This window comes from Nitrospina gracilis Nb-211 (assembly GCF_021845525.1).
Lineage (GTDB): Bacteria > Nitrospinota > Nitrospinia > Nitrospinales > Nitrospinaceae > Nitrospina > Nitrospina gracilis_A.
Genome location: NZ_JAKJKD010000001.1, coordinates 740,978 through 766,356 on the forward strand (window position 1 = coordinate 740,978; position 25,379 = coordinate 766,356).

The window sequence follows — 25,379 nt, forward strand, 5'->3', positions numbered from 1 at the left end:
TTGGAAGCGCCGTATTTCTTTTTACGGAAAGGGCGGGTCCGGCCGGTTGCGGTCAACGGACCGTCTCGATGTCCTGGCCGGGAACGTCCATCTTGGAGGAAACCGGAGCCTGGGTCATGGCCGTTTTGGCGGACAGGTCCTCCGGCAGGGGGTACTGCTCAACCAGCCCGCGCAGGTACTGTTTCCAGTCCCGGAAACGGAGTTTCATCACTTCGAAATCGCGGTTGTTGTCGATGTCCAGTGTGGCGCCGGGAAACGGCGTGACCAGGCTCATGAAGCGGGTTTTGAGACCATGCGAAACCCATGCCTCCAGATGCCGTTTCGGCACCCAGCGTCGAACCCAGTCCGCCACCCGGTCCAGTTTCAGGCGGGCGCACATCAGGCACACGAGGAGGCACAGGTAAAACCGGTAGCCGCGGTAGCGGTCCTTTTTGAACAGCTCGATGCCGAAACGGACCACGTTTTTGATGTCGCGCTGGTAGCGGTACTGGTACATGGTCTGGATGTAATGCCGGTTTTCGATGCGCGCCGGCTTCACCAGGTGCATGTTGTTGATGCGGTACTTGTCTTCCCTCAGGTGCAGGTAGGCCATCTTGATGCCGGGCTCGCCCTTTTTCGGGTAGAATGGCCGCATCGCCTTCTCCGGCGTCAGTCCCAGCACGTAATCGTAATGGTCCGTGTCCGCATGGGCTATGAAATAGTCGATCTCATGCGGCGTGATCAACGGCGAGTCGCACGGCACCACCAACAGCGCCTTGTCCTTGTGAATGGAGTTTTCGAGGTGCGACTCCGGCACCGGCTCCGGCAGGCTCTCCATGTAGGCGAACCAGACGTTCTCGTAAAGCGACTGTTTCTGCTCCAGCAGGGTGATGGTTTTCGGATGGTGCAGGTTGATGCCGTCGCGCCGCAGGTGTTCGCGCAGTTCTTTTTCCTTACCGACCACAAAGATGTGGCGCACCGAGCGCGCCTTCAGCAGGGCGTCGATGACGTAGCTCACCACCGAGCGGTTCTCGATTTCGAGAAACGCCTTGTGCTGGTGTAGCACCTGGTAGCTGTGCAGGCCTTCCCCTGCCACCACGACCGCATCGAATTGTTTGTACTGGTACGGAACGTCCATGGTTTTTGTCAGGCAATCGGTGATACCATTATAAATATGAAACCGGAAAACATGGAGTCAATGTATTCCCGCCGGAAAAAAGCGCCTAATATACTATGAATTAAGGGTAAATCCAATCGTGGGTTGATCTCCCGGCTCATTTTCATTATACAAGTGGTTTTACATGCCGTGAAATTTTTGTCATAGTAAAAAGACATGTCTGTCAATACGCCTTTAAAAACCACCCCCCTTCATGCCATCCATGTCCGTCTGGGCGCCAAAATGGTGCCGTTCGCCGGATGGGACATGCCCATTCAGTATAAGGGGGTCATGGACGAACACCGCACCGTGCGCGACGGCGTCGGTATCTTTGACGTCAGCCACATGGGCGAGGTGGAGGTGAAGGGCCCGCAGGCCACGGCCTTTCTGCAACGCCTGGTCACCAACGATGTGGAAAAGATGACCGACGGCGGCATCCTCTACAGCCTGATGTGCTACGAGAACGGCGGCGTGGTGGACGACCTCCTGATCCACCGCTTCGACGACGATCATTATTTCCTGTGCGTCAACGCCGCCAACACGGACAAGGATTTCGACTGGATCGAGCGGCAGACGCAGGGCTTCGACGTCACGGTCGAGAACACGAGCGACCAGACAGCGCAGTTGGCGGTGCAGGGCAAGCACGCCGAAGCGCTGTTGAAGCCGATGCTGGACATCCCGGTGGGCGACATCGCCTACTACACGTTCCAGCGGGGCAAGATCGAGGGCGCCGATTGCATCATCTCCCGCACGGGTTACACCGGCGAGGACGGATTCGAGATTTACCTGTCCGTGGACGATGCGGCGGCGGTGTACGAAAAAATTCTGGAAGCGGGAAAACAATACGGCCTGCAACCCATCGGCCTGGGCGCGCGCGACACCCTGCGCATCGAAATGGGCTATCCGCTTTACGGACAGGAGATCGACGCCGAGCACAATCCGCTCGAAGCGCGGCTCGGATTCGTCATCAAACTGAACAAGTCAGCCGACTTCCTTGGCAAGGAAGCGCTTAAAAAACAAAAGGAAATGGGATTGCAACGGAAGCTCGTGGCGATCAAAATGAAGGAGCGCGGCGTGCCCCGCTCGCATTACCGGATACTGAAGGACGGTCAGGCGGTGGGCGAAATCACCAGCGGCACCTTTTCCCCGTCCTTGAATACCGGGGTGGCTCTGTGTTATGTACCCACAGAGATGGCCCAGGTGGGCAACGAGGTTTCGGTGGAAATCCGCAATCAGGCGGTGTCGGCGGAAATCATTTCCCTCCCCATGGTGCCCAGCAACGTCAGGAAAAACTGAAACAGGATGGCGCGCCGGTCGGGTTCCGATTCCCGGCCGCCCCCCGATGCAATAAATAACAGGAGGCGATGATGGAAGTCCCGAAGGACCTGATGTACACGCGCGAGCACGAGTGGCTGCGCATCGACGGAAACAAGGGCGTGATCGGCATCACGGAGTTCGCACAGGACCAGTTGGGCGACGTGGTGTTTGTCGAACTGCCGAAGGAAGGTTCCGACCTGCAACAGGAGAGCACGTTCGGCGTGGTGGAGTCGGTCAAAACGGTGTCGGACCTCTACGCTCCCGCCAGCGGCAAAGTGACCAAGATCAACAAGGAACTCGAAGCGCATCCGGAGCTCATCAACCAGGAACCCTATGGCAAGGGCTGGATTGTCGAAGTGGAGCTGAAGGACGCCAGCGAGAAAAACGGCCTGCTCTCTGCCGCCGACTACGAAAACTTCCTGAAAGAACAGAATCAGTAATCTTCTAACCCCCCTCTGCTCCGAAATGCGCTACATCCCGCACACAGAAACCGATATCCAGGAAATGCTCGCCGCCATCGGCATTGGCGACGTGACCGAATTGTTCCATTCCATCCCCGAAAGCCTGCGGCTGGTGGAACCGCTGAACCTGCCCGCCGCGCTTTCCGAGGCGGACATGGTGCAGGCCATGCGGCGGCTGGAGGCGCGCAACCTGAACCCGGACGAGTACTCGGTGTTTTTGGGCGCGGGCGCGTACCGGCATTTCACCCCGTCGATCGTGAACCACATGATCCTGCGCGGCGAGTTCGCCACCTGCTACACGCCGTACCAGCCGGAAGTCAGCCAGGGCACCCTGCAGGCCATCTTCGAATTCCAGAGCATGATCTGCATGTTGACGGGAATGGAGATCGCCAACGCGTCGATGTACGACGGCTCATCGGCGCTGGCGGAGGCGGTGCTGATGGCGCACCGCATCAACGGCGGCACCGAGGTTCTGGTTGCGAAGAGCGTGCACCCGGAATACCGGCACGTGTCCCGCACCTACACGCAGGGGCTCGGCATCACCTACAAGGAAATCCCGTTCGGCGGCGACGGACGCTTCGATCTCGAATTCATCAAACAGAACCTCACCGACAACACCGGTTGCGTGGTGATCCAGAGCCCGAATTTTTTCGGCGTGGTCGAGCAGTATGCGGAGTTGAGCGAGTTTCTAAAAGAAAAGAACACGCGCCTGGTGGTGGCGGTGGCGGAGGCGACGTCGCTTGGAATTTTGAAACCGCCGGGCGAGCGCGGCGCGGACATCTGCATTGGCGAAGGGCAGGCGCTGGGCCTGCCGGTGTCGTACGGCGGGCCGTACGTCGGTTTCTTCGCCACGAAGGAAGAGTTTTTCCGCCAACTGCCGGGCCGCATCGTCGGCGAAACGCTGGACCGCGAAGGCCACCGTGCCTATGCGCTGACCTTGGCGACGCGCGAACAGCATATCCGCCGCGAGAAGGCGACCTCCAACATCTGCACCAACCAAGGCCTGTGCGCGTTGGCGACCACGGTGTACATGGCGGTGATGGGCAAGGACGGCATGCACGAGGTGGCGAAACGCAACCTGCTCCACGCCGATTACATGAAGAACAAGCTGTCGAAGCTGAAAGGTTTCAAGATCCGCTTCTCCGGCGAAACCTACAACGAATTCGTGCTGGAGTGCCCGAAGCCCGCCGAGGAAGTGCGCGATCAACTGTTGCAGGAGAAGATCGTCGCCGGCTTGCCGCTCGGCCAGCACTACGAAGAACTCGCCAACTGCCTGCTGATCTGCGCCACCGAACTCACCCCGCAGGACCAGATCGACCGCCTCGCCGACCAACTCGGCCGCATCTGACTTTTCACTGCACCGTGCTGACGATGATCACGTTGAAGATGTGCAGGTCGTACCTCTGGTGGTTGGCGCCGTCAATCAAAACGACCCAGTCGTCCTGAATGGTTTTGATCTTGACGGGCACCTCTCGTCCGCCAAGCATGGCGACGAATTCCTTATCCTGTTCTTTCAGTTTCTTCAACACATCCGTGAACCCACTCATCACGCTCTCCTTGTTTATTTAACGTAAAGCCGCCCGTCAGGGGTTGGAGGGGTTTTCCATGCCTTCAAGCAGGGACCCGGTGCTCTTTTTGATTTTCTGCAGGGTTTCCAACCGCTTGGTTTCCGCTTCCGTCAATTGGGCCTTGCTTTTGGCGGCATCAGATTCGGCCAGGTTCAACGCGGCTTTCAGCACTTCTTTATATAAGTTCACGTGGTCCTCGGGTTTCATGTCGGAGTTCATGCTCAATTCGCACAGGCGGAACAGGGCTTCCCGCAGAAACATGATCATCTGCGTGCGCTCGGCCAGGTTGACCACATCCTGATTGAACTCGGCTTTGCCCTTGCCTTCGACTCCGGCGTAGGTGCCCATGGCTTCCAGCTTTTCGGCCAGTTTGTAGGCCACGTCCGGCGAGGGTTCGGCGCAGGTTTTGTAATTGCCCTCACTGTCCTTGAAAAAAAACGTGCCGCGACGGCTGGCGTCGTAATCCAGCCAGTACTGTTTGTTGGTTTCGAGTTCATGGTCGCGCGCCGGGTCCACGAAATGCGCACACCCCGTGGTGGCGAGCAGAAGGAACAGGATGATCGATCGGCGTTTCATGATTGACTCCTCAATTGTTTTCCGAAACGGTTCCCGGCCGGGAGATTCCGGAACAAGGCGGGTGAATGGTACTGATAACTTTAAGATGGTTCGGACAGGCGAAAAAATCAACTAAAAATGAATGCGCCCGCGCGGTCAACCGATTTTATCGGCCAACTCCTCGGCAGGGTAGGTGAGAATTTCAGACAGGGTGGGGTGGTAGTACGGCATCTTCAGCATATCGTGCACGGTGCCGTGGTAGTACATGACGGCAGTGAGGTGGTGGATCAACTCGCCCGCCTCCGGGCCGGTGATGTGCCCGCCGATGAGCGCGCCGTTTTCCGGATGGCACAGCAGTTTCACCAGACCGTGCGTCTCGCCCAGGCACAGCGACTTGCCGTGATCGTCGAACGGGTACGACGCGGCGAGGTACGGCCAGTCGTTCGCCCGGCACTCCTTCTCGGAGTACCCGATGCTGGCTACCGCGGGGTCGGTGAACACCACGCTGGTCTTCAGCCGTTCCTCAAACCGCTGTTGCGTGCCGTCGGGGTTCAGCGCGTTGTGCGCGGCGATCTCGCCCTGCTGAATGGCGATGTGCACCACCTCGTGCAGGCCGTTGACGTCGCCCACGGCGAAGATGTTGCGTTTGCTGGTGCGCATGGTGCTGTCCACGGCGATGCCCCAATCGCCCAGCTTCACCCCCGCCGCATCCAGATTCAGCCCAGCCACGTTCGGCGTTCGGCCGAGCGCGTTTAAGATGGTGGATGCGGATACGGTGGTTTCTTGCCCCTCGTGCATAAAGTGGGCACAGCGTTTGCCGTTCTGCACGCTGACTTTCAGGTCGCGCGTGCCGGTGTGCACGGCCATGCCCTCTTCGCGGAAGCGGGCTTCCACCGGGCGCGCCATGTCCTCGTCCTGCGCCGACAGGATGTGGCCGCTCCGTTGCACCAGGGTCACCTGTGTGCCGATGCGTTGGAAAAACTGCGCCAGTTCCACGCCGACGAATCCCGCCCCCAGCACGATCATTGAATCCGGTTGTTCGCGCAACTCCAGCACGTCGTCGCTGGTCAGGAACCCGGCTTCTTTGAGACCCGGCACGGGGATTTCGGCAATGACGGAACCGGTGGCGATGATGAAGGCGTGGGCGCTGTAGCGTTTGCCGCCGGCCTCAACGGCAGTGGAGGAAACGAACCGCGCGCGTTCCTCGATCAACGTGAACCGGGGGCTTTTCAACTGCTCGACGCGGTAGCGGGTGAAGTCGTCGATCAGTTTCGTTTTGCGGTCCAGGATGGCGGCGAGGTTGGCGCGCGGGTTGTCGGTGGCGAGGCCAAACTCCCCGGCCCGGTGCATCAGCGCCATCACGTCCGACGAACGCAGGATGGTTTTGGTCGGCATGCACCCGCGCAGGATACACAATCCGCCCAAGGGGCCCGGATCGAAGATGGCGACCCTGGCTCCGGCGCGTTCGGCGGCGCTCGCCGCGGCGTAACCCGCGGAGCCGCCGCCGATCACGATGACGTCATAATCCATGATGGATGCGAATCAGTTGGAAGAAGCGGGAAGGGACGTCACTCGAAGTCTTCCGGCGACATTTTGAACTCGTGGTAGCACTCGCGCAGAAGGTCCTCCGCCGTTTCCGTCATCAACGCATCGCCCTGTTCCTTGAACAGATCCTTGGCGATGCGCAGGTGGTGGATGGCCTCGCGTCCGCGTTTGACCGAATAATGCACCGTGGCCAGGTTGCTGTGGGCGCGGGCGAAGTTGGGATTGATCTTGAGCGCCGCTTCATAATGTTTGACCGACTCGTCGATCATGCCGAGCAGGTTGAGGATGAGGCCCAGGCTGTAATGCGCCATCACGTCATCCGGCTTCAGCTCCACGGCTTTCTGAAAGCATTCCATCGCCTTCACGTTTTTTGGAATCTTGCCGTAGCGGATGCCTTTGTTGAACCAGGCTTTGAAGTGGTTCGGGTCCTGATCAGTGCATTTATCGTACGCCTCGATAGCGCCGTCGTTGTCTCCAGCGCGGCCGCGCTCGAGGCCTATTTGAAACCATTGCTCCGCAGATCGCGGAGTTTCACTTTCCGTCGTCATTCTAATTCCTTTAATGGTGGACCGGGATTGCAGGATTGCAAGTCGTTGATATTCTGAGGACCCTATGCTAACTTATTACCCAACCATTTTTCAACACCCGTCCCCGCAAATCCGCGCAGGGGCCTCCGGTCGTATCTTTTCAAATCATTACGCCCTTGTTTTGTCCGATAACCCGTAAGAATAGAGGAAGTTAGGAAAAGTATGAGTATTGAACCCGGTTCCAATGAAGAACGCCTGCTGCTGGGTCGCTGGATCCGCAAGGGGCAGGACCTGATCGTCGCCTCCTCCGCTTTGGGCGACTCCTACCTGGACCCCAACGTGAAGCGCGCGGACGAGGTCCAAACCCTTTCCGAAGAGTATGTGAAGTTCGACCACGAAGTGGCGGAGAAACTGCCGCACCTCAAGGGCCGGTTTCGCTGGGACCTGGAGAAATACTTCCGCGACCATTTCGGTCCCTATCTGCCCAAGGACTAACCGAACTCATGTCCGACGTCAAAATCTCCGGGCTGGAGGAAGCTCCCGCCGAAAATGAAGGCCGCATTGTCCAGTTCAACCATCCGTTTACGGACTACCCTTACACGCTGGCCCTGTACCAGAGTGGCGGCCGTTATTACGTCATCACCGATTCCTGCAAGATGTGCGGGTCGAGCCTCGGCCGCGGCACGCTGAAGGGCATGTATGCCGCCTGCTCGATGGAAGGCCACCCGTGGCACATCAAGACGGGACTGTGCAAGTTCGACCGCACCCAGTCCCAGCCGACCTACCGCGTGCAGGTGCGCGACGACGGACTCTACATCGAAATCTGAAAACACAACAATGACTGGGCGCGCGGGAACATATCATCCCCGCCGCCAGGTGTGGAATTTCTGAATCCACTTGAGCAGGCCCGTGGGCGCGTGCGCCTGTTTCCAGGCGCCGGCGGCGAACTTGTTGGCTTCCGCCATGGTGGGGTAGATGTGGATGGTGCCGAGGATTTTGTTCAGGCCGAGGCCGTGCTTCATGGCCAGCACGTATTCGGCGATGAGGTCCCCCGCGTGGTAGCCGACGATCGTCACGCCTAGAATTTTATCTTTGCCCGGCGGTGTCAGCACTTTCACGAAACCGTGGTCCTCGCTGTCGGCGATGGCGCGGTCGAGGTCGTCGATGCCGTAAGTCGTCACTTCATACGGAATGTTTTTCTCCTTCGCTTCCATCTCGTTCAGGCCGACGCGCGCCACTTCCGGATCGGTGAACGTGCACCACGGAATGACGCGGTAATCGACCTTGAACTTTTTGAACGGACTGAACAGCGCGTTGACAGCGCAGTACCACGCCTGATGCGCGGCGGTGTGGGTGAACTGGTACGGTCCCGCGACGTCGCCGCAGGCGTAGATGTTCTTGTGTGTGGTGGTGCGCAGGTATTCGTCCACCTCCACCGTGCCGCGCGGACCGAGCTTCACGCCGATCTCTTCCAACCCGAATCCTTTCGCATTCGCCGCCCGGCCGACGGCGATGAGTATGCGGTCGAACTCGATTTTCTCCATGCCCTGCGGTCCTTCCACCTGCATGAAGGTGCGGCTTCCTTCCTTCACCACTTCCTTGCACTTCGTGTTCACCCGCACGTCGATGCCTTCGGCGAGGAATTTCTGGCGCACGGTCCTGCTGACTTCGGCGTCTTCGCGGCTCAAGATGTCCGGCAACATCTCCACCTGCGTCACCTGGCTCCCGACGCGGGCGAATGCCTGCGCCAGCTCGGAGCCGATGGGACCGCCGCCCGCCACCAGCAGGCGCTTCGGTAGTTCGCGCAGGTTCCATAAATTTTCGGAAGTGAGCGGTTCCACCTGATCGAGGCCGGGGATCGGCGGCACCGCCGGGCGCGCGCCGGTGGCGATGATGATGTTCTTCGTGGTGAGGACCTTGCCGTTCACTTCCACTTCGTGCGGGGAGCGGATCCGCGCCTCGCCGGTGAAGCAGTCCACGCCCAGCCGCGTGTAGCGCTCGATGCTGTCATGCGGCTCGACTTTGCTGATGATGGACTGCACGCGTTCCATGATATCGGCGAAATCGAACTCCACATTCGCGGATTTCAACCCGAACTTTTCATGGCGCTGGATGTAAGAAAGGATTTTGCCGCTGCGGATGAGCGCCTTGCTCGGCACGCAGCCGGTGTTCAGGCAGTCGCCGCCCATCTTGTGTTTTTCGATGAGCGCCACTTTGGCTTTCAGCACGGAGCCGATATAGGCCGAAACCAGGCCCGCCGAGCCGCCGCCGATCACGATGAGGTTGTAATCTTTTTTCGACATGTCCACTCCCGGATTCATTAAACCACAATTTAGTGCGAATCGCAGGCCATGTCGGAAGAAACCGCAGGGACCTTACAAACGCCAATACGTGGAGGCGGGGTCAACGATTGCCGGTGGGGGGAAGCGGCCGGTTCTGGCTGGTGCCGTCCGGGTTTCGTCCCAATGCCTTGATGGAGAGCGCCTTCTGTTGTGCGGGAGCCGGCACGAGCCCGTAAAATTCCCGGATGCTCCGGGTGATCCGGCTCCTTTCTTCCTGCGACTCGTTGCCGAAATGATGGTCGACAAACAGCATGATGGAACGGTCCAGCGTCGAGTCGTCGATGCCCATCTCCTTGCGGATGTCGTCGTCCCACAATGCTTTCTTCCAGTTCTCGGCTGTTGTGAGGGTGGATTGCAGGCGGCCCTTCGCATCGCGCAGGTTGCGCGCATTGCGGAAATCCGCGAATTTGAGATTGGCTCCGGTGAAATCGACGGAATCCAGGTCCGCATTCTGAAAACGCGATCCCGTCAGGTTGGCCTGGTAAAACAGCGTGCCGGAAAGGTCCGCCCCGCTGAAATCCGTGTCCAGTGCGGTGCTGTGGGTCAGGTCCGCCAGGTTGAGGAGCACATAGGCCATGTTGGTGTTTTCAAACATGACTTCGTAAAAGTTGTTGCCGGAGAGATCGGAACCCTCCAGGCTGGCGTGGCTGAAGTCGACGCGGTCGAAATCGGTCTCCGAAAAGCTGGAATGGCCGAGGTCGGAGCCGTTGAATTTGACGTTGGTGAGGAACGCGTTCTGAAACACCGATTGCTTGAGCGGCGCGTCATTGAAACGGCTGTCCCGGATCTCGGTGCGCACGAATTGCGTGGAACTCATTTGCGCTTTCTGAAAGATGGAATCATTGATCCGGGCCCCGGAAAAGTCGGCGCGAGTCAGCGAAGCGCTGGAGAAGATGGAGCCTTCGATCAGCGCATTGTTGAAACGCGCGCCTTCCATGTCGGCGGAACTGAGATTGACCTCGCTCAGCTGTGCCAGGGTGAAGTCTGCGTTCTTTATCAGAGTGCGCTGAGGAACGCTGGACTTGGACGCGAGTTTTTCCGATTGGTTGCTGGCGGTGTCGGGTTGGATCGGGCTGTCTCCTCCGTTTTCACTTTCCGTGGGCGCGGAGAAAGGTGCGGGACTGCCGGCTTGCAGTTCGGAGGCCACTTGGCCGGGCGCTTTCGATTTCCGGCTGTCGCTCCAGAACAGGTTGAGCCAGGAAAAACCGGCCGGTTCGGGTTCGGCGGGGGCGATGAACGGGGAAAAGTCGCTCCCAGTCAGTTGCGCCTCCTGAAACATGGCGCCGCTCAGGTTCGCGCCGCGAAAACGGGTGCCGGTGAGATCGCATTTTCGGAATATGGATTGGGTCAGGTTGGTGCCGGAAAAATTGGTGTTGTTCAGATAGGCGTTGTTGAACAGGGCGTTCTTCACGTTCTGGTTGCGGCTGAAGTCGGAATGCTCCAGGTGTGCGAAATCGGCGTTCATCCGGTTCAATATGTAATTCTGAAAGCTGACGTCTTTCAGGTCGGATTTGACCAGCTTGATGGGGCCGAAAAACGTGAGGTTCCCAGGCACCGCGGAGACGATGAACACCGCCAGCAGGATCATCAGTGGAATGGGCTGGCGCCGGAGGGATTGTCCTTTCATCTGGGTGGCGCAGTGAAACAGCCACACTAGGGTCAGGCACACCGCAAGAGCCACCAACGACCAAAAGGTCACATGCTCCGACGCGCGGATCGACCAGATGAACGAAAGAAAGACCAGCGGAGTCAGAAAATAAAAAATGAAAAAGGTGATGCCTTTGGCGAACCAGTTGTCCAGGTTGAACACGAACGGCAGTTTGCGCGAGGCTTCCAATTCGCAGCGTTGCAGTTCGTGGATGAAGATGTGCAGGTAAAAGGTGAGGACGATCAGGATGATCGGGCCCACAATGAAAAAGGTGCTGAAGTTGACAGCAATGCCGCCGGAAAATGGAATCTGGATCTTCCCGGTTTCCCTGAAGACGATGTCGTCCGACTGGCCCAGCGTGAGGAAACAGAACAGCGCATAGGACATGAGCGCCAGCGCCACCGAGCGGATGTTGCGCGAGATTTCATCGTGCCGCGCCTTGATGGCTTCGTACGTGTCCTCCAGTTCCTGGGGAACCTCGGCGGGAATGGCTTCGGCATTGTTGCCGGCATCGTTGTGGGGCATCTTCGGGGAGGACATGATCGCGGCCTCTCGTCTTTGGCTTACCGATATCAAATTCTAGCAGAATCCAGTTGGAAAGGGCAAAAAGTTGAATCTCTTTGGGGGCGCTTTCGCGAGGAAACAGCCGGGGATAGTTATGGTTTGCAAAACCGCTTGCGCAGATACCGGCGGGCGGGGACTTCGAATCCGAGGTACGCCAGCCACGCGATGCCCACGGTGCCGCCGACATACAACAAGAAGACGGCGGGATGGGTGAAGTCGATCGCTATCCTCTGCACGGCGAAAAAGAAAAGAAGCTGAACGGGGAAATGCAGGAGGTACACGGCGTACGAGAGGTCGCCCAGAAACGCGAGCCTGCGAAATACGGCCTCGACGGTTTTGGAATGATCGATGAGGGCGAGGAACAGCACCGTTGTGGGAAATCCGAGAATCACCGTCCAGAAAAACCAGTTGCCGAGGGAAGCCGCCCACGGTCCGGGATGGTAGGTGATGAAATAGATGATCGTCCAGAATGCCAGCATGGCAACGGCGGATGCGGTGAACGCGATGGCGGTTGGCCGTTCGCCGCTCTGGGTTGCGCGGTTGTAAATCTTGTACGCGAACCCGCCCATGAAAAACGACACCAGCCCCTCGCCGATCGTCGCTTTCAATAAAATCCAGTCGTAATAGTTGGCGTACAGAAACCAGCCGAGCGCCGCCAGCAGAACCGCCGCCAATGCGTTGCGCCGCCCGAAGGCGAACACCACGCCGAAGAACGCAATGTACAGAAACATCTCGACGGAAATCGACCACGCCGGGCCATTGAACGACAGGCCTTCCTCCCATCCCCATTGCGACACCATGAACAGGTTCAGCACAAAGTGCCGCACGTCGTTGAACGGGTACACGAAGTAGGCGTTGTGGCTGGAATGGATGAAGAACTGCGCTGTGGCGACGAACAACAGCGTCGCCAGATGCAAAGGGTACAGCCGCGTCCAGCGCAGGTAGAGAAATCTGCGGAACCCGATCTCGCGCCTTTGAATGCTCTCGGCATACTTCCAGAAGAAGATGAATCCGGACAGGCAGAAAAACAGATCGACCATCACGAAGCCGGAGTTGTAAAAGAACAGGAGCGGGGCGTTGAAGGGGCGCTCAGTTTCGAGCGACGGCGCGAACGGTGTGAAGTGGCGGTAGTGCCACACCACCACACCCAGCGCGGCGATGCCGCGCAACACATCCAGCGTCCAGAAACGGGCGACGGGAGATGCCGCCGGTGTGGGCGGACTGGCCGGGGACTGAGGCACAGGGATTTTGGTCTCGGATGTGGTCGGCAAGTGAGTGCGGTCCTTCCTTGATGGGGAGCGGCGCTTCCATCCAGTGTAAGGGCCGGGGTGCGGCTTGTCATGCTTTTAAGGAAGGGCGAGGGGCGTGTCCGGCGGTGCGCCGCGAAAATCAGTAGTCGAAAATCTCGCCGCCGGGGATGCGGCGCGGTCGTTTGCCGAACTCGAGTGGGTGATCGGTGCCAGGCAGGATGGTGCCGTCGGGGGAGTACGGACCGATCTTGCTCCACGTGCCGTAGGTCACGCGGTCCACGTACTCCATGCGCAGGATGGCCTTGGGGTTTTTGTAGCCGTACTTGAACGGGCAAATGACGCGCAGGGGAAAGCCGTGTTCATCGGTGAGCGGCTGGCCGTTCATGTGTGTCACCAGCAACGTGCGTGCATGGCGCAGGGCGTCGAGCGGCAGGTATTCCTTATAGTCGTCGGCGCAGTGGAACAGCACGCCGACGGCTTCCGGTTTCGGTGGCGCGAGTTTCTCCAACTCGGAGAAGGGAAAGCCCGTCCACGTGGCGCGCGCCGACCAGCACTCGACGCACTTGAGCCGCGAGTTCATGGATTGCATCGGGAAATCTTTCAGGTTATCGAAGGTGAGGGAGGCCGACCCCTCCGCCAGGCCGTCGAGGGTGAGTGTCCATGTCGCCGGATCGATGCGCCGCATGGGTTGCCAGTAGTTGATGTAGAAATCGCGGTAGCGTCCGGCGCGCGTCTTGCCGACGAAATCGGTGCCCGAGAAATAATCGGGTTCGGTGGCGGCGGCGCGGAGGGGTCGCACGAGACTCGCCATCAGCGCGGCGAGCATGCCGGTGATCTTAAAGAAACGTCTGCGTGTCAGTCGGCCGAGCGTGCGCATCGGAATCCTAAAAAGATGAACCGCGCATCCGCGGGGAGGCGGTTGCGGTCGAAGGTTTTGCTGTATTCGAAGTCGAGGTGCAGGTTCCACAACCCGCCGCGCGTTTCGCGTTGCTCGCCGTCGCCCGCGTCGGTCCATTCCCACACCGACCCCGCCATGTCGCGCACACCGTAGGGTGAGACGTCCTTGCGGTTACTGCCCGCGTTTTTTTTGACCACGCCGGAGTAGAACGGGTGCGGCTTGCGCCGGGCCGGGCGGTTGCCCCACGGGTAGAGGAGGCCGTCGGTGCCGCGCGCCGCCTTTTCCCATTCGTCGCCCGTGGGCAGGCGCGCCTTACGTTGTTTGCAGTAACTTTGTGCCTCGTGGAAGGTGACGTGCGTCACCGGGTGCCCCCCAGCCCCCTCGCGGTAGGTGTAACCGGGTACCAGATCCGCGTATTCCTTATTCGTCACCTCATGCTCATCGATGAAGAACGCTTGGGTCGCAGCCGTGCGCCGATCATCATCGGCGCCCATCACAAACTCCCCGGCGGGGATTTCGATCATGGTTTCGGCAAACGCGGGAACAGTGAATACGAATAGAAGGAATGGAAAGCAGGCGAGGACTAACGTGGAAAACCTATTCCCACTCAATAGTTTTAATATTTTAAACACAAATTTTTCAATAACTTATAAAACTTTGTAAAATATTTGTATTGATAAATGATGAGAAAACAACGGAAAAAGGTGCAAAATTATTGAATTTTAACATTCATTCGTGTTCTATCGATTTATTAAACAAATAATAGTTCCAAATGGTAAAAGACCTTTTTTTTCAATTGGAAGGTATAGAAGAATTTCTTACTTTGAATCTGTGTTGTAGATAAAACATAAGGTTCTACCGGATCTCTAGAATTGATTGTCTTTTGGGGACCCGTATCCCTCCTTGAGATATGAAAATATTTACAATCCTGCTCTTTATCTCTTTTTCTTTAACTCTTCAATTAGAGTCCAAACCCCAACCGATTCCACCCGGTAATAATCCACTTAAACCCACCAAATGTTTCAGTTTTTCCGCATCCAAAAGAATTCTTAATAAAATTTATCTAAAGTCGGGTCACAATAAAACTTTTTACTGCGGATGCACGTTTTCAGAGGACAAAAAAATAGATCCCCAAGTTTGTGGATATATTGCTAGAAAAAGTACCAATCCCCGAAGCACCAGGTTGGAGTGGGAGCATATTGTTCCTGCATCCTTTTTTGGAAAAAACCTTCAATGCTGGATTGAGAAAATATGTATAAAAGGGAACGGTGAGAGATATAAGGGAAGAAGATGTTGCAGGAAACAGTCGGAGAAATTTAAAAAAATGGAAGCAGATATGCACAACCTGGTCCCTTCGGTGGGGGAAATTAATGGGGATAGATCAAATTTACCTTATGGAATTATAGAGGGTGAGAAAAGAAAATACGGAAAATGCGATTTTGAAAAAGAAAATGGAAGTGTTGAACCACAGGAATCAATTAGAGGGGATATTGCCAGGTCTTATTTTTATATGTCTATCCAGTATCAGATTAAACTTTCTGACAGTTTAGAAGACATGTTGAGGGAATGGCATTTTTCAGATCCCCCGGACAAATGGGAAAGAGAAAAAAATACACTAATAGAGCAGGAACAGGGGAACAGGAATCCTTTTATTGATTTCCCCGAAATTTTGATTAGAGATGTTAATGATTTTTAAATAAAAATTATAACCCCTCTTTCAAACCCTCATTTTCCTTTTCCTGTTTTCGTTTTACCTTTTCCTCCCATTTTTTTATTATGTCATTTTTAATCGATTCGTCTGCATAATGAATAATTAAAATCTTATGAGTTGGGTTAAGAATAGGTCTTTCTGTGCATTGTGCTTCTAATGATTTGGTTTTTCCTTCAATTCTTAAATGTTCTGGACTGTTCTCGGGAGTGAACCCTCCAAAATCATGGGGTTCAACGTATTTTTCCTTTAAAAGTTTAATCAAATTCTCTCCCTTGGTAGAACAATAGAGTACTCCCTCTAAATCCTCTTTTATACCTTGTAAACCCCCTTTAAACTCCCTCCTGGTAAAACCATAAATGGAAAAAATTTTTAAACTATCTGGATCAATTCCAATTGCATAATTTTGAAAAAGTGGGTGCTTTTGTGAGGGGGATACATAGCAATGGAAAGGGACATACTCCATTCTCATTTGATCTGGGGGCATTAGTTCTAAAAGAAAGTTTGCTGGTCCTCCTCCCAAATCAACATAGCGAAGTTTTTTGCAGTTTGCGGGGAAAGTGTTTAATTTTTGGTTTAAGGTGTATCCAAAAGAACCTTGGATTGATGAATCTATTTCATCCTCAAATCCAAAAACTGGAGAATGAATAGAAATAAAGCAAAAGAAAATTAAAAACATGACTTTATGGATATTCATATACCCCCCCGTGTTTATTTAAATAATCCTGCGCATGTGTTTCTAGAAATATTATTTGGTTAGTTGAAAATTCTGAACTTAAAGGACCTGGAATTTAATTTTCCCAAATTAAATATTTTTATTAAAATCAATATACCCTATCATTTTCAATATGCCTAATAAAGCGGATTGTTAATATATGACAAAGAAAAACCCAGATTGGACTAGAGATGAGCATCTTTTGGTTCTCGATTTATATCTATCGTCTCGTCCTCAGATCCCTAGTAAAACAAGTAGGGAAGTACGCGAAATGAGTACACTTATACGAAGTTTGAATGAAAAATTAGGGAGAACCGGGGACCATAAATTCCGAAATGAAAATGGAATTTATAAAAAACTAATGAATTTTAGAGCAAGTGATCCAGGTTATAAGGGAAAAGGACTTTCCCATAGAAATGGTGACGAGCAAGTGGTTTGGGATTTGTTTTCTAATGATCCTGAAAAACTCAAAAGAATTGTAATTCAGATAAAGAGTTCGATAGATACAGAATTTGATTTAACCAACCCTTACGAAGAAGAATTGGAGGAGGAAGAGTCCGAAGAAGGTAAGGTCCTTTCAAGATTGCATCGGGTGAGAGAAAGGGACCCAGAATTGGTTAAGAAAAAAAAGAAGCAGTTCTTAAAAGCAAATGGAAGATTGTTTTGTGAAGTATGTGGGTTTGATTTTCAGGAAAAATATGGGGAAAGAGGGGAAGGATTTATAGAATGTCATCACACACAATTTCTGTCCGAGAGAGATGAATCTAATAAGACTCGTTTAGTGGATTTGGTTTTAGTGTGTTCCAATTGTCATAGGATAATCCATAGAAGAAAACCCTGGTTGACTGATAGTCAGTTAAGATCCCTAATAAAGAAAGGGTAAGAATGGGTAAGGAAAGGTATATTAAATCTATTTGTAGAATAATTAATGAAATTAAGCAAAAATTAAAAAAGGTAATATCCAATGAACAAATAATTCTTATGGAATTTTTAACATTGTGTGAAGAAGAGAAAGGATATGGGAAAATAGGATCTCAGATCTTTGATAGAAATTATAAAATTAACATTAAGGGAGCTCATAATTTTAGTATTTGTGATGTGTCTGAATTACCATACAAAAAGGAAGATATTTTAAATGCAATTGTTAAATGCTATAAGCGGACAAATGATGAATCATTAAAGGAGAGTTTATTTTTCCTATCTAGGTTTCAAGAAAATGTTGGAAAAGATAGATTGTTCGAGGTGGGTTTTGATTGGTGGAAATTTTACGGGGAGGTAGGTCCATTTGAAAAAAATGGTGGAAAAATAAAACTAAAATACGCTGAGCTTTTGCAGAAAAAAGATTATTCCAGTGAGATTCTTTTGGAAATGGAAAAAGTAGAAAGTATTGAAAATGCTAAAAAGTATAAAAAATTTATTGAAATCTCGGAAAGAGAAAGATTGGAGTTTGAAAATATGTTAATGAAGTAAATTTATAAAAAGATTTACCTTTTGAAATCAAGATAAGAAAAATAATTTTAAAATGAGTTTTCTTGAGTTTGAAATTAAAAAGGTGTCCCTCCAAGGGAGGGATAATTCCCCGGCACATTTCTTTTAAATGGTCTTTTTGGAGAATTATCCCGTCAACTTTCCTTTGACTATTGGTCTTGGTCTTTTAACAATAGGGTATTCTAGGATTAACGTCCCTTTCCCCAAAAACTTCCAAAAAGCAATGGTTATTGGGGTTTCTTTTTTCTGTCTTTTTAAGGACTTTTTTTAGAAGATTTCACCCTAGGCATAAAATATCCAATAGTTAGAAATTCATTCCAATAAAATCAGGTCTTTCCAAATCTCCTTTTTTTATCAAATAATACCTATTGATGCATTTCCTGATTGTGCTACTTCTGTTTGAGAAGTCGTTTTCTGTCAAGCGGTCTAATTTCTCTAGCAAGTCGATTGGAACCTTGAATGAAATTACCTTGCTTGGTGGTTGTTTCATAAAAATTACTCCTCCTCTTCTTCCCGGTCCAGGATAAGTCTTTCAACTTCCTCTGGGTCCATTTCAATTCCTTCTCTTTCATTTTCTGTGGTGCCATCTGGGTGAGTTAAAGTTTTTTCTACCCAGTATTTCATTTCGTCTAATCGATCCATAAAACTTCCTTTGGTAAATGTTATTAAGTTATATGTATTATTTATAAAAAATAAATTCTTAAATGAATGGAATGACCGAAAAGGATTCGATAAAAAGTGTTTAGCAATAACCAGTTATTAAAATTAAATTATTTACGTCAAGACATTCGGTATTTGTTTTTGTTGTTAATTTTGAAGCATAAATGAGAGCACCCTTTTGATTATGGATTTTTAATACTGATTTAGAACAATGAGATTTGTAAGTTATGAATGAATCCTTAACCCATGTAATGTGTTTAGAGCAATGTTTGTCTGAATCTGACCAGGTTTCCTTGATTAATGTTTTAAAAGAAGTCCCTAATGATGGTAGACGGGAATCATTATCGGGTTTGGAAATCAATAAATGGACGTGGATCTGTTGCGGTCTTCCTGATACTGCCTGATCCTCAATGAAGGGAATAAAATTTAAACGAAAGGGTTGTCTGCCAAATAGTTTTTTTGAAAGAATGTTTCTGAATTTTCGAATAACTTTGCTCACCTTTTCCCTGCCGTAAGAATTAAAATTCCTGGGAAATCTAAATGTAAGGGTGCAAAAATAATCAGTTTGATAGTTTTCCAACCAATCAACTAACTCTTCCTGATTTAGTGTTCTTGTGTACATATATAAATAACCTCTTAAAGACAAACTGGGAGTACTAAGAGGGGCATCCCTAACCGTAAAAAAATGGTTAATAGACGCACCTCTCCCCTAAAATCGTAAAATGTAAAAGGTTTATTAATCTTCAAGCGGATCTACCACATTGAATGAATTAAAAACCCCCGTTTAATAGAGAATTAAAAATTATTAACTCCCCATACCTATTTATACGTTTTGAAATCTTAAAAAGTCCCAAAACAAAAAATGCCATGAAAGGGTTTTTCACCCCAGTCATGGCAAAAGAAAAAATCAAAAATACTAAAAATAAAAATTATCTAATTTGTAAATTTCTACTCACATTTTCCATCTTTTTGGGATTGGGTTCGACATATACATCCACAGTCGTTTTTATGGATGCATGACCCATTAAAAATGACACCGTTTTTAAGTCGATCCCCGATTCAATTAAATTAGTAGCAAAGGTTCTTCTCCCGGAATGGGAAGAAACCATATCATCCAATCCCGCATCCATGTAAATCAACTTAAACAACCTTTGAAGGGACCTCGGTGAAAACCCATCCCCTTTTTGACTCTTAAAGAGGGGTCGGTCCGGGTTTAAATTCCGTTCCCTTTCTTTCCTTTGGTCCAAATACTTCCTCAAAACTTGAATGACCTCAGGGTGGACCAGGTAGATGGGTCTGGATTTATTTCCCTTGGTGTTTTCCTTTTTAAGGTCCACAGATCCCTTTATTTGACCATCCTCTGTTACCACATCCCCAATCCTCAGGTTTGCTAATTCTGAGACTCTCAGACCCAAATAAAGACTCATAACCACCAAACAGGAGTTTCTCAACCCATGCTTGGGATTATCCTTCTGGATCTTCAGAATCCTTCTTAGTTCGTGATTTTCAATGAGTCGGGATTTACCCTGTCTTCGGGGTTTCATGACCAAAAAATATTGTTAAAATATAATAATAAACCTATTTTACATCATTTTATATTAAATGTCAAGTGAAAAACGAATTAAAAAACCCTTTAAAATTAGTAATTTAAATGAAGAATATTGTAAATTCGGAAAATTTCGACATTTTTTATTGTATATTTTTGTAAACCGAATAGTGAGCTGGGGAAATTATTTAACATTATTTTTAAGGGAGAGTTCATGGAGAACTTTTCAGGGAGTTTTTGGGGGAGCTTTTTGGGATTTTGTTTTGCGCTTGTATTGTTTTTCTTTCAGGAGGTGTTTCGAGATAAAAGAAAAGAAAAAAATATTAGGAAAAACTTGGAAAGAGAATTGGTCTTTAATGTAAAACTCTTAGAGGAATTTGAAAAGGAAATTGAATCTGCGATAAACGCGAGTAACGCAAATAATGAAATCAATGTTTATTTGAAGCTTTCATTATTCAGATGGTTTTTTTTAAACAAGTTTTACGAAGAGGGTATGGTCGGGAAATATCTGGATGATGACGATATTTTAAATATTGTTGACTTGATGCCCAGGTATACAATTCAATCTGAAAATTATGTGAATAATATAAGCGTGCAAAGAAATTCAAATACAATTGAGCATAGCGAGTTTCAAAGAAAATTTTCTTATGAAAAAGGTGAGATTCATAAGAATAAAAAAACACTCCAAAAAGTGCTTCAAAAAATCAAAATATAATTTTAAAAACATAATACCGAATTATTTGTTTGAAAGTTTTTGAGTGGAATCATTATTCCTCTATTAATATGGCAATCTCCTCTTTTCTAAAATCCTTTGTTAAAATTTTAACTCGTTTAGAGATATCGACATGACCGTAATGATCTTCAATAAATTTAACAGAGCATCCTAAATTTTTAGCTAGATCAAAGACCGGAACGTTTGCGTATAGTCGAAAGGTTGCGTATGTGTGTCTTAGACAATAATAGGATGGTTTTGGGAATTTGGTTTTGAGGGAGGTATTATCAATTATTTCATTCCATAGTTTATAATAAGTTTTCTTTCGGATTGCTTCTCCAGTGTCATTGTCCACAAAAATCAAGTCACCTGGTTTTGTGTAGTTTGATAGAGTTTTGACTCTTTCAAAAATATCTCCCCGTCTCCCAATTACCCCAAGTCTCCTTCCTGTTTTTGAAATATCCACATCAATGGAAGCATACTTATTTTTCCCATCCTTTCTAACCTTTACGTTTTTCCACTGAAGGGACCTTAGTTCTCCAAATCTAAGACCTGTGTTTGCTAAAATGAGTATGAAATTTCTAATAAAATTCTTTTGTTCAATTAATTTTTTATTTGTCTCATTTTTTGTCCAGGACCTAATGTAACTATAAAATTCTTTCCATTCCTCTAAGGTAAAAGCATCTCTGGATCTTGCATCTTTATGCATTTCTTCCCACTTGGGAAGTTGATATTGTTTTATCCATCCCTTATCAAAGGCAAAATTAAACACACTTCCTATGGTTGCACGTTCATTAATTATTGTTACGTTCTGGACTTTTGGGTTTTTCTTCTTTCTATATTGAGTATAGCTGTATTTGAACTGATCTCCCTTAATGGTTTGGAGTTTTGTCTTTTCTCCCAGAAAGGGAATTAGATGACGAATGACTTGAGTTTTAATTGTTTTAAACCTTCCCTCAGTAATTCCTATCCCACCTTTTCCAGTTTCACCTTTTCTGATCCGTTTTTCTTGCTCGGAAAGATATGTTTCGCACATATTTTTGACTGTTGTATCAAAAAGTTGGTGACCAATTCTGATTTTTGCGTGAAGTTCAAAAAATAATTCTCTTGCCTTGTCCCTTGCAAGTTCCCTGTCCTTTACCCTTAGTGACTGTCGGAAATATTTTTGGTTTTCTGTGATCCATGTACGAAATTGCCATACTTTCCCTGAATGTTTGGTTCTATAAACAAGAACCTCACCATCAAATAATTCAAATTCCTCTGTATGGTATTTTTTACCCTTGGATTTACTCATTGCGATAGAACCCATAGATTGTAAAATCCTTGCAATTAGCAAGGTGTGGTGGGGGTTATATCATGGTTTGGAGAATTGTTGCAACTGGAGTGAAAAATATAACTTATTGTAAAAAATAAGGTTATATATTTTGAGGGGTGTATAAACTACTCCCACTCGATGGTGCCGGGGGGTTTGGAGCTGATGTCGTACACAACACGGTTGACGCCCTGGACTTCGTTGATAATCCTGTTTGATATTTTACCAAGAAGTTCGTAAGGCAGGTGCACCCAGTCGGCGGTCATGCCGTCGGTGCTGGTCACGGCGCGGAGCGCCACCACGTTCTCATAGGTGCGGGCGTCGCCCATCACGCCCACCGTCTTCACCGGCAACAGCACGGCGAACGACTGCCATATCTCGTTGTACAGACCCGCGCCCTTGATCTCTTCCAGAATGATCTTGTCGGCTTCCTGCACCATGCGGATGCGGTCGCGCGTGATCTCGTCGATAATGCGGATGGCGAGACCGGGGCCGGGGAACGGCTGGCGGTTGATGATCTCGTCGGGCAGACCCAGTTCGCGTCCGAGTTTCCGCACCTCGTCCTTGAACAGTTCGCGCAGGGGCTCGACCAGTTCCATCTTCATGTTCTCCGGCAGGCCGCCCACATTGTGGTGCGACTTGATCACCGCCGACGGTCCGCCCTTGAATGACACCGACTCGATGACGTCCGGGTACAGCGTGCCCTGCGCGAGGTAGGTGAAGTCGCCCGCCTTGTGCGCCTCCTCCTCGAACACCTCGATGAAGGTGTTGCCGATGATCTTGCGTTTCTGTTCCGGGTCGGTGACGCCCTTCAACCGGTCGAGAAACGTTTTCGACGCGTCCACCACGTACAGGTTCATATGGAAATGTTCGCGGAACGTGTCCACCACCTTGGCGCGTTCGCCGAGGCGGAGCAGACCGTTGTCGATGAAGATGCAGATCAGCCGGTTGCCCACCGCCTTGTGCAGGAGCGCCGCCACGACCGAGGAATCGACGCCGCCGCTCAGCGCGCACAGCACCTTGCCGTTTTGCACCTGGCCCTGGATTTTTTCGATGGCGTACTCGGCGAACGATTCGACTTTCCAGACGGGATCGCACCGGCAAATCTTATAAAGGAAGTTTTCGAAAATCTTTTTGCCTTCCTGCGTGTGCACGACTTCCGGATGGAACTGCAGTCCGTAGATTTTACGGATGGGATCTTCCATCGCCGCCACCGGCGAGTTGTTGGTGAACGCGGTGACCTTGAATCCGCTGGGCAGGCGGGTGATGCGGTCGCCGTGGCTCATCCATGCGATCGAGTTGTTGTTGACGTTGCTGAACAGGTGCGAAAAGGTTTTAAGCACCAGCTCGGCGCGGCCGAACTCGCGTTCCTTCGCCGGGTTCACTTCACCGTCGTTGAGGTAGGTGATCAACTGCATGCCGTAGCAGATGCCAAGCACGGGGATTTTGAAATCGAACAGCACCGGGTCGAGCACCGGCGCGTCTTTTACCAGCACACTGCCGGGTCCGCCGGAGAGGATGATGCCCTTCGGCTTGAACTCACGGATTTTCTGGATGCCGATGGTGCACGGATGGATTTCGCAGTACACCTGGCACTCGCGCACCTTGCGCGCGATGTTCTGCGTGTATTGCGACCCGAAATCGAGGATCAGGATGCGTTGTGCGTGAATGTCTTCGCCGATGGTCATTGTGGTGTTCGTTGATGGATTGATGAAAGCGTCGATTCGTAAATTTTGTTCTTCCCCTTCTTTCCAGGGAGGGGATTGAGGGGAGGCATTGAAGTTTTCTTCCTTTACCTCACCCGGCCTGTCACTTCGTGAGTGCCCCCTTGATAAGGGGAGGGGCAATCAAGAGGCGTTGGGCGGCGTGCCGCCCGGTTCATTCGATGTGGTAGTTGGGCGATTCCTTGGTGACGATGACGTCGTGCACGTGGCTTTCCTTCAGGCCCGCCATGGTGATCTTGATGAACTGCGAATCGTTGCGCAGGGCGTCGATGGTCTTGCATCCGCAGTAGCCCATGCCCGCGCGCAGCCCGCCCATCAGTTGATGCACGCTGAACGCCAGCAGGCCGCGATACGGAATGCGCGCCTCCACGCCCTCCGGCACCAGCTTGCTTTCGTTGAGGCCCAACTCCTGGAAGTAGCGGTCGCTCGACCCCTTCTGCATGGCGCCGATCGATCCCATCCCGCGGTACTCCTTGTAACTCCGTCCTTGATACAGGATTTTTTCGCCGGGGCTTTCCTCCGTGCCGGCAAACAGCGAGCCGATCATCACCGAATGCGCGCCCGCGGCGATGGCCTTGGTGATGTCGCCGGAGTGGCGGATGCCGCCGTCGGAGATGACGGGGATGTTCTTCTTCGCCGCCACCGACGAACACTTGCGCACGGCGGTGATCTGCGGCACGCCGACGCCGGTGACCACGCGCGTGGTGCAGATGGAGCCCGGCCCGATGCCGACCTTCACCGCGTCCACCCCGGCCTTGATGAGCGCCTCGGTGCCTTCGACCGTCGCCACGTTGCCGCCGATGACCTGCAAATTGGGGAACGACTTTTTGATCTCGCGGATGGTGCGGAGCACTTTTTCCGAATGGCCGTGCGCGCTGTCGATGGTGAGAACGTCGAGGCCGACCTTCACCATGTCCTGGATGTGGTCCATGTAATCGGTGGACGCGCCCAGGGCCGCGCCGACCAGCAGGCGGCCTTTTCTGTCCTTCGCCGCGTTGGGGAACTCGGTGACCTTCAGAATGTCTTTCAGCGTGAGCAGGCCCTTGAGGTTGCCCTTCTTGTCCACCACCGGCAGTTTTTCGATGCGGTTGTCGTGCAGGAGCTTTTTCGATTTGTCGAGCGGCGTGTTTTCGTGGATGGTGACGAGGTTGTCCTTCGTCATCAACTGCGAGATGGGTTTGTCGGTCTTGGTTTCGAAGCGGATGTCGCGGTTGGTCAGCATGCCGACCAGTTTTTTGTTTTTGACGATGGGGATGCCGGTGATGCGGAATTTTTCCATCACCTCGAGCGCCTCGTGCAGTTTCTGCTCCGGCTCCATGGTGATGGGGTCCGGGATGATGTAGCTGACCGAACGCTTGACCTTGTCCACCATCTTGCGTTGCAACTCCGGCGGCAGGTTGCGGTGGATGATGCCGATGCCGCCCTCCTGCGCCAGCGCGATGGCGAGGTCGGCTTCCGTCACCGTGTCCATCGGCGCGCTCACCAGCGGGCAGTTGAGGGTGATGGTCTGCGTCAACTGCGTCTTCAGGCTCACCTCCGAAGGCATGACCTTGGAGTAAGCGGGCAGGAGCAGAACGTCGTCAAAAGTAAGATAGGTTTCGATTTCCTTTTGTTTTCTGGCCATGGAGTCGGGGGGAGAGTGTGGTTGCCGAACAGTCCAAAACCGGCGGCCCGATGCCGGGCGCCGTGTGTAAAGAGGTTATC

25 protein-coding genes are annotated in these 25,379 nt (G+C 51.4%); 9 read left to right on the top strand and 16 right to left on the bottom strand.

Annotation, left to right across the window (positions count from 1 at the left end; translation table 11 throughout):
• Positions 1-52: 52 nt before the first annotated feature.
• On the bottom strand, positions 53-1,117 hold the full coding sequence (locus J2S31_RS03485) for a nucleotidyltransferase family protein (protein ID WP_237097674.1): 1,065 nt from the start codon (positions 1,115-1,117) through the stop codon (positions 53-55).
• Between the two features lie 195 nt (positions 1,118-1,312).
• On the opposite strand from J2S31_RS03485, the gene gcvT reads away from it, so the two are divergent.
• The 3 genes from gcvT to gcvPA all read left to right on the top strand — a co-directional run bounded on the left by gcvT (position 1,313) and on the right by gcvPA (position 4,261).
• Positions 1,313-2,431: a glycine cleavage system aminomethyltransferase GcvT gene (gene gcvT / locus J2S31_RS03490; protein WP_237097675.1), complete on the top strand. Its 1,119-nt coding sequence runs from the start codon at positions 1,313-1,315 to the stop codon at positions 2,429-2,431.
• 71 nt (positions 2,432-2,502) lie between these two features.
• Positions 2,503-2,892: a glycine cleavage system protein GcvH gene (gene gcvH, locus J2S31_RS03495; protein WP_237099888.1), complete on the top strand. Its 390-nt coding sequence runs from the start codon at positions 2,503-2,505 to the stop codon at positions 2,890-2,892.
• 25 nt (positions 2,893-2,917) lie between these two features.
• Positions 2,918-4,261 (top strand): aminomethyl-transferring glycine dehydrogenase subunit GcvPA, encoded by a 1,344-nt coding sequence (gcvPA, locus tag J2S31_RS03500; protein ID WP_237097676.1) that lies wholly within the window; start codon positions 2,918-2,920, stop codon positions 4,259-4,261.
• A 4-nt stretch (positions 4,262-4,265) separates the two neighbouring features.
• Here the strand turns inward: gcvPA and J2S31_RS03505 are convergent, their stop codons facing one another.
• From J2S31_RS03505 to J2S31_RS03520, 4 genes are all read right to left on the bottom strand, one after another.
• Positions 4,266-4,460 (bottom strand): hypothetical protein, encoded by a 195-nt coding sequence (locus tag J2S31_RS03505; protein ID WP_237097677.1) that lies wholly within the window; start codon positions 4,458-4,460, stop codon positions 4,266-4,268.
• Between the two features lie 36 nt (positions 4,461-4,496).
• Positions 4,497-5,057 carry a hypothetical protein gene (locus J2S31_RS03510; RefSeq protein WP_237097678.1) on the bottom strand — a complete coding sequence of 187 codons (561 nt, stop codon included), beginning with the start codon at positions 5,055-5,057 and terminating at the stop codon, positions 4,497-4,499.
• Positions 5,058-5,192: 135 nt separating this feature from the next.
• The gene (locus J2S31_RS03515) at positions 5,193-6,566 is read right to left on the bottom strand and encodes a dihydrolipoyl dehydrogenase family protein (protein ID WP_237097679.1); all 1,374 of its coding nucleotides are present in this window, start codon (positions 6,564-6,566) and stop codon (positions 5,193-5,195) included.
• A 38-nt stretch (positions 6,567-6,604) separates the two neighbouring features.
• Entirely contained in the window at positions 6,605-7,129 is a 525-nt protein-coding gene (locus J2S31_RS03520; protein ID WP_237097680.1) for a tetratricopeptide repeat protein, read from the bottom strand.
• A 201-nt stretch (positions 7,130-7,330) separates the two neighbouring features.
• On the opposite strand from J2S31_RS03520, the gene J2S31_RS03525 reads away from it, so the two are divergent.
• Both J2S31_RS03525 and J2S31_RS03530 read left to right on the top strand, forming a co-directional pair.
• Positions 7,331-7,603 carry a hypothetical protein gene (locus tag J2S31_RS03525; RefSeq protein WP_237097681.1) on the top strand — a complete coding sequence of 91 codons (273 nt, stop codon included), beginning with the start codon at positions 7,331-7,333 and terminating at the stop codon, positions 7,601-7,603.
• An 8-nt stretch (positions 7,604-7,611) separates the two neighbouring features.
• Positions 7,612-7,935 (top strand): Rieske (2Fe-2S) protein, encoded by a 324-nt coding sequence (locus tag J2S31_RS03530; RefSeq protein ID WP_237097682.1) that lies wholly within the window; start codon positions 7,612-7,614, stop codon positions 7,933-7,935.
• 33 nt (positions 7,936-7,968) lie between these two features.
• On the opposite strand, the gene lpdA is transcribed toward J2S31_RS03530, so the two are convergent.
• The 5 genes from lpdA to J2S31_RS03555 all read right to left on the bottom strand — a co-directional run bounded on the left by lpdA (position 7,969) and on the right by J2S31_RS03555 (position 14,334).
• Positions 7,969-9,411, bottom strand: a complete 1,443-nt coding sequence (gene lpdA, locus J2S31_RS03535) for a dihydrolipoyl dehydrogenase (protein WP_237097683.1) — start codon at positions 9,409-9,411, stop codon at positions 7,969-7,971.
• 100 nt (positions 9,412-9,511) lie between these two features.
• Positions 9,512-11,638, bottom strand: coding sequence for a pentapeptide repeat-containing protein (locus tag J2S31_RS03540; protein ID WP_237097684.1), 2,127 nt, complete (start codon positions 11,636-11,638; stop codon positions 9,512-9,514).
• Positions 11,639-11,754: 116 nt separating this feature from the next.
• Positions 11,755-12,933 (bottom strand): acyltransferase family protein, encoded by a 1,179-nt coding sequence (locus J2S31_RS03545; RefSeq protein ID WP_237097685.1) that lies wholly within the window; start codon positions 12,931-12,933, stop codon positions 11,755-11,757.
• A gap of 118 nt (positions 12,934-13,051) precedes the next feature.
• Positions 13,052-13,789 (bottom strand): molybdopterin-dependent oxidoreductase, encoded by a 738-nt coding sequence (locus tag J2S31_RS03550; protein WP_237097686.1) that lies wholly within the window; start codon positions 13,787-13,789, stop codon positions 13,052-13,054.
• Entirely contained in the window at positions 13,768-14,334 is a 567-nt protein-coding gene (locus tag J2S31_RS03555; protein ID WP_237097687.1) for a formylglycine-generating enzyme family protein, read from the bottom strand. Before J2S31_RS03555 ends, J2S31_RS03550 begins: the two co-directional genes overlap by 22 nt.
• 386 nt (positions 14,335-14,720) lie before the next feature.
• On the opposite strand from J2S31_RS03555, the gene J2S31_RS03560 reads away from it, so the two are divergent.
• Complete coding sequence (locus tag J2S31_RS03560) at positions 14,721-15,506, top strand: endonuclease I family protein (protein ID WP_237097688.1); 786 nt, start codon at positions 14,721-14,723, stop codon at positions 15,504-15,506.
• Positions 15,507-15,513: 7 nt separating this feature from the next.
• Here the strand turns inward: J2S31_RS03560 and J2S31_RS03565 are convergent, their stop codons facing one another.
• Positions 15,514-16,215, bottom strand: coding sequence for a hypothetical protein (locus tag J2S31_RS03565; RefSeq protein ID WP_237097689.1), 702 nt, complete (start codon positions 16,213-16,215; stop codon positions 15,514-15,516).
• Positions 16,216-16,393: 178 nt separating this feature from the next.
• Between J2S31_RS03565 and J2S31_RS03570 the strand changes: the two genes are divergently transcribed.
• Both J2S31_RS03570 and J2S31_RS03575 read left to right on the top strand, forming a co-directional pair.
• Entirely contained in the window at positions 16,394-17,116 is a 723-nt protein-coding gene (locus tag J2S31_RS03570) for an HNH endonuclease (protein WP_237097690.1), read from the top strand.
• Positions 17,117-17,118: 2 nt separating this feature from the next.
• Complete coding sequence (locus J2S31_RS03575; protein WP_237097691.1) at positions 17,119-17,703, top strand: hypothetical protein; 585 nt, start codon at positions 17,119-17,121, stop codon at positions 17,701-17,703.
• A 513-nt stretch (positions 17,704-18,216) separates the two neighbouring features.
• Here J2S31_RS03575 and J2S31_RS03580 read toward each other — a convergent pair.
• Positions 18,217-18,363, bottom strand: a complete 147-nt coding sequence (locus tag J2S31_RS03580) for a hypothetical protein (protein WP_237097692.1) — start codon at positions 18,361-18,363, stop codon at positions 18,217-18,219.
• A gap of 947 nt (positions 18,364-19,310) precedes the next feature.
• A complete protein-coding gene (locus J2S31_RS03585; protein WP_237097693.1) occupies positions 19,311-19,925 on the bottom strand; it encodes a tyrosine-type recombinase/integrase in 615 nt (204 codons plus the stop codon).
• Positions 19,926-20,141: 216 nt separating this feature from the next.
• Between J2S31_RS03585 and J2S31_RS03590 the strand changes: the two genes are divergently transcribed.
• On the top strand, positions 20,142-20,642 hold the full coding sequence (locus J2S31_RS03590; RefSeq protein WP_237097694.1) for a hypothetical protein: 501 nt from the start codon (positions 20,142-20,144) through the stop codon (positions 20,640-20,642).
• 52 nt (positions 20,643-20,694) lie between these two features.
• Here J2S31_RS03590 and J2S31_RS03595 read toward each other — a convergent pair whose 3' ends face one another.
• The 3 genes from J2S31_RS03595 to guaB all read right to left on the bottom strand — a co-directional run bounded on the left by J2S31_RS03595 (position 20,695) and on the right by guaB (position 25,299).
• Entirely contained in the window at positions 20,695-21,948 is a 1,254-nt protein-coding gene (locus J2S31_RS03595) for a tyrosine-type recombinase/integrase (RefSeq protein WP_237097695.1), read from the bottom strand.
• 131 nt (positions 21,949-22,079) lie between these two features.
• The gene (guaA, locus tag J2S31_RS03600; protein ID WP_237097696.1) at positions 22,080-23,639 is read right to left on the bottom strand and encodes a glutamine-hydrolyzing GMP synthase; all 1,560 of its coding nucleotides are present in this window, start codon (positions 23,637-23,639) and stop codon (positions 22,080-22,082) included.
• A 190-nt stretch (positions 23,640-23,829) separates the two neighbouring features.
• Positions 23,830-25,299 (bottom strand): IMP dehydrogenase, encoded by a 1,470-nt coding sequence (gene guaB, locus J2S31_RS03605; protein WP_237097697.1) that lies wholly within the window; start codon positions 25,297-25,299, stop codon positions 23,830-23,832.
• Positions 25,300-25,379 lie beyond the last annotated feature (80 nt).